This window comes from Cupriavidus alkaliphilus (assembly GCF_900094595.1).
GTDB classification, from domain to species: Bacteria; Pseudomonadota; Gammaproteobacteria; order Burkholderiales; family Burkholderiaceae; genus Cupriavidus; species Cupriavidus alkaliphilus.
In genome coordinates, this window is the sequence record NZ_FMAD01000003.1 from 422,872 (window position 1) to 435,993 (window position 13,122).

The 13,122-nt window shown below is 66.1% G+C and carries 11 protein-coding genes; 1 reads left to right on the plus strand and 10 read right to left on the minus strand.

The features are described 5' to 3' along the window. Positions 1 to 105 precede the first annotated feature (105 nt). Positions 106 to 1,989 (minus strand): ATP-dependent zinc metalloprotease FtsH, encoded by a 1,884-nt coding sequence (ftsH, locus tag GA0116996_RS08570; RefSeq protein WP_012353229.1) that lies wholly within the window; start codon positions 1,987 to 1,989, stop codon positions 106 to 108. 157 nt (positions 1,990 to 2,146) lie between these two features. Further along, positions 2,147 to 2,812, minus strand: coding sequence for an RlmE family RNA methyltransferase (locus tag GA0116996_RS08575; RefSeq protein WP_092309409.1), 666 nt, complete (start codon positions 2,810 to 2,812; stop codon positions 2,147 to 2,149). A gap of 263 nt (positions 2,813 to 3,075) precedes the next feature. Here GA0116996_RS08575 and GA0116996_RS08580 point away from each other — a divergent pair, with 263 nt between their 5' ends. Beyond that, positions 3,076 to 3,579, plus strand: a complete 504-nt coding sequence (locus GA0116996_RS08580; protein ID WP_092309412.1) for a YhbY family RNA-binding protein — start codon at positions 3,076 to 3,078, stop codon at positions 3,577 to 3,579. A gap of 84 nt (positions 3,580 to 3,663) precedes the next feature. Here GA0116996_RS08580 and GA0116996_RS08585 read toward each other — a convergent pair whose 3' ends face one another. The 8 genes from GA0116996_RS08585 to GA0116996_RS08620 form a co-directional block, all read right to left on the minus strand. Beyond that, a complete protein-coding gene (locus tag GA0116996_RS08585) occupies positions 3,664 to 4,167 on the minus strand; it encodes a DUF4149 domain-containing protein (protein WP_092309415.1) in 504 nt (167 codons plus the stop codon). Between the two features lie 55 nt (positions 4,168 to 4,222). Beyond that, entirely contained in the window at positions 4,223 to 4,699 is a 477-nt protein-coding gene (gene greA, locus GA0116996_RS08590; RefSeq protein WP_092309418.1) for a transcription elongation factor GreA, read from the minus strand. Between the two features lie 247 nt (positions 4,700 to 4,946). Further along, entirely contained in the window at positions 4,947 to 8,195 is a 3,249-nt protein-coding gene (carB, locus tag GA0116996_RS08595; RefSeq protein WP_092309421.1) for a carbamoyl-phosphate synthase large subunit, read from the minus strand. An 89-nt stretch (positions 8,196 to 8,284) separates the two neighbouring features. Then, positions 8,285 to 8,959: a leucine efflux protein LeuE gene (leuE, locus tag GA0116996_RS08600; RefSeq protein WP_092309424.1), complete on the minus strand. Its 675-nt coding sequence runs from the start codon at positions 8,957 to 8,959 to the stop codon at positions 8,285 to 8,287. 37 nt (positions 8,960 to 8,996) lie between these two features. Then, a complete protein-coding gene (carA, locus tag GA0116996_RS08605; protein WP_062800720.1) occupies positions 8,997 to 10,133 on the minus strand; it encodes a glutamine-hydrolyzing carbamoyl-phosphate synthase small subunit in 1,137 nt (378 codons plus the stop codon). Between the two features lie 357 nt (positions 10,134 to 10,490). After that, positions 10,491 to 10,901: a RidA family protein gene (locus GA0116996_RS08610; RefSeq protein ID WP_062800722.1), complete on the minus strand. Its 411-nt coding sequence runs from the start codon at positions 10,899 to 10,901 to the stop codon at positions 10,491 to 10,493. A gap of 46 nt (positions 10,902 to 10,947) precedes the next feature. After that, positions 10,948 to 11,373, minus strand: a complete 426-nt coding sequence (locus GA0116996_RS08615) for an acyl-CoA thioesterase (RefSeq protein ID WP_062800724.1) — start codon at positions 11,371 to 11,373, stop codon at positions 10,948 to 10,950. Next, positions 11,370 to 13,058 carry an AMP-binding protein gene (locus tag GA0116996_RS08620; protein WP_092309427.1) on the minus strand — a complete coding sequence of 563 codons (1,689 nt, stop codon included), beginning with the start codon at positions 13,056 to 13,058 and terminating at the stop codon, positions 11,370 to 11,372. The genes GA0116996_RS08615 and GA0116996_RS08620 overlap by 4 nt, the downstream gene beginning before the upstream one ends. Positions 13,059 to 13,122: the final 64 nt, after the last annotated feature.

Below are 13,122 nucleotides of genomic sequence, written 5' to 3' on the forward strand. Positions count from 1 at the left end.
CGGCTCGGCCGCGCAAAAAGGAAAAGCCGGTGCACCAGGCACCGGCTTCAGGGACAGGCACTACACAGCCATCGCTACAGCGTCGTCAGTGGGACGAGCGCCGGGTCAGGCCGTGGCGGGCGCGTTGGTCGGGGCCACCGGCGAGCCACCCGAAGGCGTGCTGCCGCCACCGTTCGGGCCCGACGCGCTGCGCGGCGGACGCGGCGGCTTGCCGGCCATGATGTCGTTGACCTGGTCGGCGTCGATGGTTTCCCATTCCATCAGCGCATTGGTCATGGCTTCGACCTTGTCGCGGTTCTCTTCGAGCAGGCGCTTGGCCAGCGCGTATTGCTCGTCGATGATGCGGCGGATCTCGGCGTCGACCTTCTGCTGCGTGGCTTCCGACACGGTCTTCGACGACAGCTTGCCGAACATGCCGTCCTGCTCGGTATCGACGTAGACCATCGCACCCAGCGAATCGCTCATGCCGAAGCGGGTCACCATGTCGCGCGCGATCTTGGTGGCACGCTCGAAGTCGTTGGAAGCGCCGGTGCTCATGGCGTTGAGGAAGACCTCTTCCGCCGCGCGGCCGCCGAACAGGATGGCGACCTCTTCCAGCATGCTGTCCTTGTACTTCGAATACTTGTCATGCTCCGGCAACTGCCAGGTCACGCCCAGCGCCCAGCCGCGCGGCATGATGGTGACCTTGTGCACCGGGTCGGCCTTGGGCAGCAGCTTGGCCACCACCGCATGGCCGGACTCGTGGTAAGCCGTGGCGCGGCGCTCTTCCTCGCGCATCACCGTCGACTTGCGCTCCGGACCCATGTAGATCTTGTCCTTGGCGTCCTCGAAATCCTGCATGTCGACCACGCGCTTGTTGCGGCGGGCGGCAAACAGCGCGGCCTCGTTGACCAGGTTGGCCAGGTCGGCGCCCGAGAAGCCCGGGGTGCCACGCGCGATCACCGAGGCGTCGACGTCGTTGCCGATCGGCACCTTGCGCATATGGACCTTCAGGATCTGCTCGCGGCCGCGGATGTCCGGCAGGCCCACGTAGACCTGGCGGTCGAAACGGCCCGGACGCAGCAGCGCCTTGTCCAGCACGTCGGCACGGTTGGTCGCGGCGATCACGATCACGCCCGAGTTGGCCTCGAAGCCGTCCATCTCGACCAGCATCTGGTTCAGGGTCTGCTCGCGCTCGTCGTTGCCGCCGCCCATGCCGGCGCCACGATGGCGGCCGACGGCGTCGATTTCATCGATGAACACGATGCAGGGAGCTTGCTTCTTGGCGTTCTCGAACATGTCGCGCACACGGGCCGCGCCCACGCCGACGAACATTTCAACGAAGTCGGAACCCGAGATGCTGAAGAACGGCACCTTCGCCTCGCCGGCAATGGCGCGCGCCAGCAGCGTCTTGCCGGTACCCGGAGGGCCAACCAGCAGCACACCGCGCGGGATGCGGCCGCCCAGCTTCTGGAACTTCTGCGGGTCCTTGAGGAAGTCGACCAGCTCGACCACTTCTTCCTTGGACTCGTCGCAGCCGGCGACGTCCTGGAACGTGACGGCGTTCTGGTTCTCGTCGATCAGCCGCGCACGCGACTTGCCGAATGAGAACGCGCCGCCTTTTCCGCCACCCTGCATCTGACGCATCATGTAGAACCAGAACACGATGATCAGCAGGGTCGGCCCGAGGTAATACAGGGCCTGGACCAGCACGTTGGGTTCGTCGTCCGCCTTGCCGGTGACCTGCACGCCGTACTTCATCAGATCGCCGACCATCCAGATGTCGCCCGGCGAGATGATGGTGTACTTGGCGCCCTCCTTGGGCGAGACCACCAGGTTGCGGCCCTGCACGTCGACGCGCGACACCTTGCCGTTCTTGGCGTCATCCATGAACTGCGAATAGGTGACGCTGTCCTGCGCACGGGGCTTGTCGAACTGCTTGAAGACGGTAAACAACACCAGCGCGATCACGAGCCAGATTGCCGCCTTTTGAAACAGGTTGTTATTCAAGGCCGAACTCCTTTGCAATTGCCTTGCCAACGGATAGCTGCATTGTAATGCAGCCCCCGCCCTCGAGGGGAAACAGAGAAACTATGATGCCGATAGCACCGGGTGAGGGTATTTCCCTCTACATTTCTTCTTCCGCCCTGGCTTGTATCGAGATCGGTCAATCCACTGCCTTGAGGTAGCGCCCAAGGATAAAGGTTTCGGAAGACTTGTCGCGCGACGCCTTGGGCTTGCGCTTTGCGACCACTTTGAACTGCCGCTTGAACTTTTCCACGATCTGGCTGTAGCCGCTCCCGTGGAAACACTTTACCAGCAATGCTCCCTCCGGCTTAAGGTGGGCCTGCGCGAATTCAAGCGCCAGGTCGCACAGGTACTCGATCCGGGCAGCATCGGCGGAGGCCACACCGGACAAATTGGGGGCCATGTCGGACAAAACAAGGTCAATCTTGTTGCCGCCGGAAGCGTCCAGCACCACACTTTCGAGCTCGCGGAAAACCGATTCTTCGCGGAAATCCCCCTGGATGAAAGTGACGTCGGCGACAGGCTCCATCGGCAGCAGGTCGATTGCCACGACCGCGCCGTCAATCCGGCCGTCCTTGGCGCGGGGCGAGTCGGCCAGCTTGTTGCGGGCGTACTGGCTCCAGCTGCCGGGCGCCGCGCCCAGGTCCACGATGACCTGGCCCGGGCGGATCAGCTTATCCTGCTCGTCGATCTCCTTGAGCTTGTACGCCGCGCGCGCGCGGTAGCCCTCGCGCTGCGCCATTTTGACGTACGGATCGTTGATGTGGTCGTGCAGCCACGAATGGTTGAACTTGTTCTTTGCCATGCCAGATACCAGCCTGTTCCCTGCCCGCGCGCGCCGGCCGGGCCGGCGGCGCAGGTTTTCCTACTGTTTTGATGATTTTGCTGCCCGACAGTGCCGGATTGACGGATAATACGCGCCAATCCGCATCCCGGCTTGCCGCCCTTCCGGCGGCCGTCGGCAGCCTGTTCCCGTGCGCCGTGTCACGACCGGCGCGGGCGGCAGCGCCCGATTACCAGCGCCACGCGCTCTATCACTATTTCAAGCGCCTTATCCGGCGCCAACCTATGCCCGCTCTACAACTCGTCCCCGCTCAGCGCTCCGACCTGCGCTCCCGTGCCCATGCCCTGAACCCGGTCGTGATGGTCGGCGCCGAAGGCCTGACCCGCGCCGTGCTGGCCGAAATCGACCGCAGCCTGGCGGCCCACAACCTGATCAAGATCCGCGTGTTCGGTGACGACCGCGAAGCGCGTATCGCCATCTACGAAGAAATCTGCGACCAGCTCAGCGCCGCGCCGATCCAGCATATCGGCAAGCTGCTGGTGGTCTGGCGTCCGGGCGAAGCCCGCCTGAAGGAAAACCAGGCCGATGACCTCGGCCGGCACACGCCCGCGCGCCGCGGCGGCGCCGCCCCGCGCACGGTGACGGTGAAGAAGCCCAGCGCCGCGCCGAACCGCCGTCCGACCCGCAAGGAAGTCACGGTGCTCGGCAACGAGCGCGTTACCGCCGGCGGCAATGTAAAGCGCTCGCGCGCGCGCCCGACCAGCCAGAAGAAGAAGGCGCTGGGCTGAAGCCCCGGCAGCCATAAACAAACGGGCGCCGCCAGGCGCCCCGATGCCGGCACGCCGCGGCAGCGGCCGTGCCGGCGGCCGGCCTCACTCCCCGGCCGAACGCGGCGCCGAAGCGCGCCACACCAGCGCCAGCGCCAGCAGGCTTTGCAGCAGGTAGAAGGCGCTGGACACGCCGTGCAGCATGCCGAATTGCGCCTTGTACGGCGACTCCGACACCCCCACGCCCAGCGCCAGCGCCTTTTCCTTCAGGTTGCCCATGAAGGGCTGGGTACCGAAGTAGCCGACCAGCACGCAGCACAGCATGCCCAGCACCAGCCAGCGCAGGCCGCGGTAGCGGTGGGCGCCGCGCCGGATCATCACGTTGCACAACACCAGCTGCAGCACGCCGATGGTCACCCCGACGATGGCTTCGGTATGGAACAGGTGACCGGCGATCATGCCCGCCATCTCGCGGCTAGGCAGCACCGAAAACAGCGTCGGTGCCACCATGTAGCCCACGGTCCACAGGCTGCCCGCCCACACCACCGTCAGCAGCAGGAATATGCGGTGCGGCAGCGGCGGCAGGTTGTTATAGGAACTGGAGAACACAAGCCGGCCTTTCCGGTGGCCGGCGCAGGCACAAGCCCGCCCGGCCGGGCCGGCATCAGATGTAGCGAACCGTAATGACTTCGTACTCGCGCTCGCCGCCCGGGGCCAGCACGGTGGCGACGTCGCCTTCGAACTTGCCGATCAGCGCGCGCGCAATGGGCGAGCTGACCGAGATCTTGCCGGCATCGAGGTCGGCCTCGTCATCGCCGACGATCTGGTAGCTGACCGGGCTGCCCGACTCCAGGTCCTCCAGGTCCACGGTCGCGCCAAAGACGATGCGGCCATCGGTATCCAGCTGGGTCGGGTCGATGATCTGCGCGGCCGACAGCTTGGCCTCCACTTCCAGGATGCGGCCTTCGATAAAGGCCTGCTTTTCCTTGGCGGCATCGTACTCGGCGTTTTCAGACAGGTCGCCCTGGGCGCGCGCTTCCGAGATGGCATTGATCACCGCCGGACGCTCGACAGCCTTCAGGCGCTGCAGCTCCTCCTTCAGGAGCTCTGCGCCACGCTTGGTAATCGGAATGGTGCTCATGTCTTCGTTCAACAAAAAAATGAGCCGCAGCGGAGCTGGAGCCATCCCCGGCAAACCCCGCCAGGGCACTTCCGCTCAACCGCGGCTTTCAGACAGGATCGAACGCGGGCACGCCGGTTCGATCGACGAATTTGACGTAGTTTAGGCCAGGAAGCCCGCCGGCAGCAACTGCGGCGGGCTTCCCGGGCGCGGCCGCCGCAAGACGGTCGGCCCTGTTGCCATGTGTTGCCTGCTTACCTTGACGGCATCAGGCCAGCGAGGCATGCAGGCCTTGCAGGTCGTAGACCTCCAGGCTTTGCATGTGCTTCAGGCCTTCCACCGCGGCGCGCGCGCCGGCGATGGTGGTGTAGTAAGGAATGCGATGCGCCAGCGCCGAGATCCGGATCGAGCGCGAATCGGCGATCGCGCCGCGGGTTTCGTCCACGGTGGTGAACACCAGCGCCAGTTCGCCGTTCTTGATCATGTCGACGATATGCGGACGGCCGTCCTTGACCTTGTTGACCACCTTGACCGGGATGCCGGCGGCCTCGATCGCCGAGGCGGTGCCGCGCGTGGCGACGATCGGGTAGCCCATGTCGTGCAGCATGCGCGCCACGGCCACGGCGCGCGGCTTGTCGCTGTCCTTCACGGTGATCAGCACGGCGCCCTTCTCCGGCAGGCGCGAGCCCGCGGCCAGCTGGCTCTTGAACAGGGCCTCGCCGAAGCTCTTGCCCACGCCCATCACTTCGCCGGTCGAACGCATTTCAGGTCCGAGGACCGGATCGACGCCCGGGAACTTGTTGAACGGGAACACCGCTTCCTTGACGCTGTAGTACGGCGGGATGACCTCGTCGGCGACACCCTGCTCATCCAGCGACTGGCCGGCCATGCAGCGCGCGGCGATCTTGGCCAGCTGCATGCCGGTGGCCTTGGACACGTACGGCACGGTACGCGAGGCGCGCGGGTTCACTTCCAGCACGTAGACGGTATCCACGCCATTGTTCTGCTGGATCGCGAACTGCACGTTCATCAGGCCGACCACGTTCAGGGCCTTGGCCATCGCCGCGGTCTGGCGCTTGAGCTCGGCCACGGTCTCGGCCGACAGCGAGTACGGCGGCAGCGAGCAGGCGGAATCGCCCGAATGCACGCCAGCCTGCTCGATGTGCTCCATCACGCCGCCGATGAAGACGCGCTTGCCGTCGCACAGGGCGTCGACATCGCACTCGATGGCGTCGTTCAGGAAGCGGTCGAGCAGCACCGGGGAGTCGTTGGAGACCTTGACGGCCTCGCGCATGTAGCGCTCGAGGTCGCGCGGCTCATGCACGATTTCCATGGCGCGGCCGCCCAGCACGTACGACGGGCGCACCACCAGCGGATAGCCGATTTCCTCGGCCAGGCGCAGCGCTTCGTCCTCGGCACGCGCGGTGCGGTTGGGCGGCTGGCGCAGGCCCAGGTCCTGCAGCAGCTTCTGGAAGCGCTCGCGGTCTTCGGCCGCGTCGATCATGTCGGGGCTGGTGCCGATGATGGGCACGCCGTTGCGCTCCAGGTCCAGCGCCAGCTTCAGCGGGGTCTGGCCGCCGTACTGCACGATCACGCCGACCGGCTTTTCCTTGTCGACGATCTCGAGCACGTCTTCCAGCGTCAGCGGCTCGAAGTACAGGCGGTCCGAGGTGTCATAGTCGGTCGACACGGTTTCCGGGTTGCAGTTGACCATGATGGTCTCGTACCCGTCTTCGCGCAGCGCCAGCGCGGCGTGCACGCAGCAGTAGTCGAACTCGATGCCCTGGCCGATCCGGTTCGGGCCGCCGCCCAGCACCATGATCTTCTTCTTGTCGGTCGGCGCGGCCTCGCACTCGCCATGCTCGGCCTCGTAGGTCGAGTACATGTAGGCGGTGTTGGTGGCGAATTCGGCCGCGCAGGTGTCCACGCGCTTGTACACCGGGCGCACGTTCTGGGCGATGCGCGCCTCGCGCACCGCGCGGGCGTCGGTCTTCAGCAGCCGCGCCAGGCGGCGGTCGGAGAAGCCCTTCTGCTTCAGGAAGCGCAGTTCGGCGGTCGACAGGCTGTCGAGCGTGCGCGACTTGACCAGGCCTTCGGTGCGGACGATGTCCTCGATCTGGGCCAGGAACCACGGATCGATGGCGGTCTCGTGATAGACCTCTTCCAGCGACATGCCCAGGCGGAAGGCGTCGCCCACGTACCAGATGCGGTCCGGGCCCGGCTCGCCGATCTCCTCGACGATCTCGTCGCGGTCGGTGGACTTCTCGTCCAGGCCGTCGACGCCCACTTCCAGCCCGCGCAGGGCCTTCTGGAACGATTCCTGGAAGGTGCGGCCCATTGCCATCACCTCGCCCACCGACTTCATCTGGGTGGTCAGGTGGCTGTCGGCCTGCGGGAATTTCTCGAAGGCGAAGCGCGGCACCTTGGTGACGACGTAGTCGATCGAGGGCTCGAACGACGCCGGGGTGGCGCCGCCGGTGATCTCGTTCTTCAGTTCGTCCAGCGTGTAGCCGACCGCCAGCTTGGCCGCGACCTTGGCGATCGGGAAGCCGGTGGCCTTGGAGGCCAGCGCCGACGAGCGCGACACGCGCGGGTTCATCTCGATGACGATCATGCGACCGTCCTTCGGGTTGATCGAGAACTGCACGTTGGAGCCGCCGGTGTCGACGCCGATCTCGCGCAGCACCGCCAGCGAGGCGTTGCGCAGGATCTGGTATTCCTTGTCGGTCAGGGTCTGCGCCGGAGCGACGGTGATCGAGTCGCCGGTGTGGATGCCCATCGGATCCAGGTTCTCGATCGAGCAGATGATGATGCAGTTGTCCTGCTTGTCGCGGACCACTTCCATCTCATACTCTTTCCAGCCCAGCAGCGATTCCTCGATCAGCAGCTCGCGCGTGGGCGACAGGTCCAGGCCGCGCTTGCAGATCTCTTCGAACTCTTCGCGGTTGTAGGCGATGCCGCCGCCGGTGCCCCCCAGCGTGAACGACGGGCGGATCACGATCGGGTAGCCGCTGGTGCCGGTGTCCTGGGCGATGCGGGCCTGCACGGCCACGGCCTCGTCCATCGAGTGGGCGATGCCGGACTTGGCCGAGCCCAGGCCGATCTTGGTCATCGCGTCCTTGAACTTCTGGCGGTCCTCGGCCTTGTCGATGGCTTCGGGCGACGCGCCGATCAGTTCCACCTTGTACTTGTCCAGCACGCCATGGCGGTGCAGGTCCAGCGCGCAGTTCAGCGCGGTCTGGCCGCCCATGGTCGGCAGGATCGCATCCGGGCGCTCCTTCTCGATGATGCGTTCGACCACTTCCCAGGTGATCGGCTCGATGTAGGTCACGTCGGCCGTGTTGGGGTCGGTCATGATGGTCGCCGGGTTGGAGTTGACCAGGATGACCTTGAAGCCTTCCTCGCGCAGGGCCTTGCAGGCCTGGGCGCCGGAATAGTCGAACTCGCACGCCTGGCCGATGATGATGGGGCCCGCGCCGATGATCAGGATGCTCTTGATGTCTGTGCGTTTTGGCATTGCACGCTCTCTTTATGGGCCGGCCCGCCTTGCCTGCGGACCGCGCCGGTAATCAGGGAATCCGTCCGGATTCGAAAATGTGGTCTGGCTCAGTTCATCGTGGCCGTGGCCAGCTTGGCGCCGAAACCGATGAACATCGCCCCTACCCCGCTGGCCATGCCGGCCGACAGCCGGCGGCGGCGGCGGAACGCCTCGGCCAGCTTCGCGCCCACGAAGATGATCGTGGTCAGGTAGGCAAAGCTGCAGATCTGGCACACCAGCCCCAGCACGCCGAACGACAGCACCGGGTAAGCGAAGGCCGGGTCGACGAACTGGATGAAGAACGAGATGAAGAACAGGATCGCCTTCGGGTTCAGCAGGCTGATCAGCAACGCCTTGCGGAACGGGTCGGACTGGTCCGGCGTGGCCGCCGGTACCGCCGCCCCGGCGGCATCGCCGCGCGCGGCCCAGCTGCGCAGCGCGCCGCGCAGCATGTTGAAGCCGATCCACGCCAGGTAGGCCGCGCCGACGTACTTCACCACGTAGAACAGCGCCGGGCTGGCCTTGAGCAGCGAGGCCACGCCCGCCGCCGACAGCACCATCAGCACGAAATCGCCCAGGAACACCCCGCACGCGCCCTTGTAGCCGGCGCGCACGCCGCGCTGCGCCGCCACCGACAGCACGTACATCGAATTCGGGCCCGGCAGCAACACGATAAAGATCGTGCCCAGCACATAGGTCCAGAAGTCGGTGATGCCGAAAGCGGTATGCATGAAGGCGTTCATGGGATGTCCCTGTATCTCTCTCGCTGTGCCCGCGCGCCTACTTGCGCGCGTCGGTCATCAGCTGGATGAAGCGGTCGAACAGGTAAGCCACGTCGTTCGGGCCGGGCGAGGCTTCCGGGTGGCCCTGGAAGCAGAACGCCGGCTTGTCGGTCAGCGCGAAACCCTGCAGCGAGCCGTCGAACAGCGACTTGTGCGTGACGCGCACGTTCGCCGGCAGCGTGTCGGCGTCGACCGCGAAGCCGTGGTTCTGCGACGTGATCACCACGCGGCCGTCGTCCAGGTCCTTGACCGGATGGTTGGCGCCGTGGTGGCCGAACTTCATCTTCAGGGTCTTGGCGCCGACCGCCAGGGCCATGATCTGGTGGCCCAGGCAGATGCCGAAGGTCGGGATGCCGCGCTCGATGAACTCGCGCGTGGCAGCGATGGCGTAGTCGCACGGCTCGGGGTCGCCGGGGCCGTTGGACAGGAACACGCCGTCCGGATTCAGCGCCAGCGCGTCGGCCGCGCTCGCCTGCGCCGGCAGCACCGTGACCTTGCAACCGCGCTCGGCCAGCATGCGCAGGATGTTGTACTTGACGCCATAGTCATAAGCGACCACATGGAACTGCGGCTGCTGCTGCTTGCCGTAGCCCTCGCCCAGCTTCCATTCGGACTGGGTCCATTCGTACGGCTCCTTGACCGACACCACCTTGGCCAGGTCCATGCCGGCCAGGCCGGGGAACGAGCGGGCCAGGTCGATGGCCTTCTGGACATTGTCCTCGCCGGCCAGGATGCAGCCGTTCTGGGCGCCCTTCTCGCGCAGGATACGCGTCAGCTTGCGCGTATCGATGCCGGCGATCGCCACCACCTTTTCCTGCTTCAGGTAGTGGGCCAGGGTGTGTTCCTTGCGGAAGTTGGAGGCCAGGATCGGCAGATCCTTGATGATCAGGCCGGCGGCATGGACTTTCGTGGCTTCGACATCCTCAGGATTGACACCGTAGTTGCCGATATGCGGATACGTCAGCGTGACGATCTGCCGCGAATAGCTCGGGTCGGTGAGGATTTCCTGGTAACCGGTGATGGCGGTGTTGAACACCACTTCGCCGATGGTATGGCCGGAAGCGCCAATGGAATAGCCACGAAAGACCGTGCCGTCTGCTAGCGCGAGAATGGCGGACGGAAAAGACGGTAACACGGGTAGGCTCCTGCTGGACTCACCCCGTGACCGACCAATCGACGCCTCGTGCCTCCCAGGCTGGATCCGTGACGGCGGCAGCGGCATTGCGCCGATGCGGTCGGATCCGGTCGCGGTGTGCTCATTGCGTCACATCTGATGCAGACGGCAATGGCGGCGCGGATGGGGGCGGCGGAAGGTGGAAAGCGGTAGGCGCTAGGGTGAAGGGTTCTGAAAGCGAAACTTTCGAATTATATCCCGAGCCACCCAATTTCTCAAGTTTTCAAGGACTTGCGCGCGGCAGGCGGCAATCCCGCCGCGCCGGCCGCCGCCGCGCTGCCCGTTCCCGCATGCGCGGTTGCACCTGCCGCCGGCGGATTACCGCGGCGGCGGCACCACCGCCGTGACCTCGATTTCGACCTTGGCGCGCGGCTCGACCAGGTCCGCGACCTCGACCGCGGTCATCGCCGGAAAGTGGCGGCCGATGATGGCCCGGTAATGTTCGCCGATCGCCCCATAGGCGCCGACATATTCGGCCTTGTCCTTCACATACCAGGTCATGCGCGCGATATGTTCCGGCCGCGCATCGCCGGCTGCCAGCACCGCGACCACGTTGCGCAACGTCTGCGCCACCTGCAGGCCGAAGTCGTCGGTCTCGAATTCGCACTGGCTGTTCCAGCCGATCTGGCCGCTGATGAACAGCAGCCGGCTGCCGGCCTGCATCTCGGTCATCATGCCGTTGGCGTAGCCGCGCGGCGGCGCCCAGTCGGGCGGCTGCAGGATCTTCATGTCGTTTCCCTGTGGTTGCTTGGTATGGGTGGATGGAAATCCGGGTTCAGGCCGCGGCGACCAGATAACGCGCCATGGCTTCGCGCACGGCTTCGGGCAGCGGCTGCGGCGCAATCGCGCCGGTATCGACGCAGACCAGCCGTTGCGTCACTTCCATGCGGGTATCGTCGTGCGGGCCGGCGAAACGGATCGCCAGCGTGAAGCTGGACTGGCCCAGCTTCAGTACGCGCAATTCGCGCGTCAGCACCTCGCCCAGCCGGCTTGGCGCCAGGAAGCGGCACTCCAGCTCGGCCGTGGGCACGCCGGCGCGGCCCTCGCCGTGCATGGCATCGAATGGCCAGCCCAGCGCCTCGCCGAACCAGTCCTCGATCAGGTCGTTGAGCATCTCGAAGTAGCGCGGGTAAAACACGATGCCGGCGGCGTCGCAGTGCTTGAAGCGCACCAGCACGGTGTTGCGGAACACGTCGCTCATGGCTGCCCCTGCTGTGGCTTGCCGCCATTGCCCGCGCCCGGCCCCTGCTCCGCCATCTGGCGCAGCCGGAAGCGCTGCAGCTTGCCGGTCTCGGTGCGCGGCAGCGCCGGCACGAATTCGATGCGGCGCGGGTACTTGTACGGGGCGATCTGGCGCTTGACGTGGTCCTGCAGCGCGATACGGGTCGCTTCGTCAGCCGCCACGCCCTCGCGCAGCACCACGTAGGCCATCACCACCTGGCCGCGCCCGTCGTCCGGCGCGCCGACCACGCCGCATTCGGCCACCGCCTCGTGCTGCATCAGCGCACTCTCCACCTCCGGCCCGGCGATGTTGTAGCCGGCCGAGATGATCATGTCGTCGGAGCGCGCCTGGTAGAAGTAATAGCCGTCGGCGTCGGCGACGAAGGTGTCGCCCGGCAGGTTCCAGCCGGCCTTCACATAATTCGCCTGACGGGGGTCGTCCAGGTATCGGCAGCCGGTCGGCCCCTGCACCGCGAGCTTGCCGACCTGGCCCGGCGGCAGCGGCCGCATCTCCTCGTCGACGATCTGCGCCACGTAGCCGGGCACCACCTTGCCGATCGCGCCCGGCCTGACCTCGGCGCCGGCGCTCGAGATAAAGATGTGCATCATCTCGGTGCCGCCGATGCCATCGGTCATCTCGATGCCGGTGGCGGCCTTCCAGCTCTGCCGCGTGGCATCGGGCAGCGCCTCGCCGGCCGACACGCTGTGCCGCAGGCTCGAGATATCGAAGCGCGGCGCCAGCGTCGCCATCTGCCGGTAGAAGGTGGGCGCGGTGAAGACGATGGTGGCGCGGAAGTCGTGGATCAGTTCGAGCAGCGTTTCGGGCGTGAGCTTCTCCGCCAGCACCGTGCTGGCGCCGATGCGCAACGGGAAGCACAGCATGCCGCCGAGCCCGAAGGTAAAGGCAATCGGCGGCGTACCGCAGAAGATGTCGTCCGGCGCGGAGCGCAGCACATGGCGCGGGAACAGGTCGCACATGGCCAGCACGTCGCGGTGGAAATGCATGGTGCCCTTGGGCTGGCCGGTGGTGCCGCTGGTAAAGGCGATCAGGCAGACATCGTCGCTGGCGGTGTCGCAGGCGTCGAAGGTCTCCGGCTTGCCGGCCAGCGCCGCCTCCAGCGAGCCCTCGCCTTCGCCGTTGAAATGCAGCGTTTGCGCCAGGCTCGGGCAATGGCAATCGCCGCCGGCCTGCTGGTTGGCGTCGAGTTCGTCGCGCAGCCGCACATCGCACAGCGCGGCGCTGACCTGGGCCTTGTCGATGATCTGCTTGAGTTCCCTGGCGCGCAGCAGCGGCATGGTCGGCACCGCCACCAGCCCGGCCTTCAGCGTGGCCAGCCAGCTGGCCGCCATCATCAGGTTGTTGGGGCCGCGCAGCAGCACACGGTTGCCGGGCACCAGCCGCATGTCCTCGACCAGCACATGGGCGATCCGGTTCACCAGCGCGGCGAGCTGTGCATAGGTCACGGTCTCGATGCGGCCGTCGCGGCGATGGCGGATGGCGATGCGCTCGCCGCGTCCTTCGCGCACGTGGCGGTCGACCAGCTCCACCGCGGCATTGATCCGCTCGGGGTAGTCGGTGTCGGCATTGAAGCGGAACACCGGCCACTGGTCCCGCGGCGGCAGGCGGTCGCGCGCAAAGGTGTCGAGGTGGGCTGTGGTCGCCATGGCTTGTCTCCTGTCTGCTCTGTATCGGTACGGCAGTTCTTGGGTGGCGCGGGGGCGCAAGGTC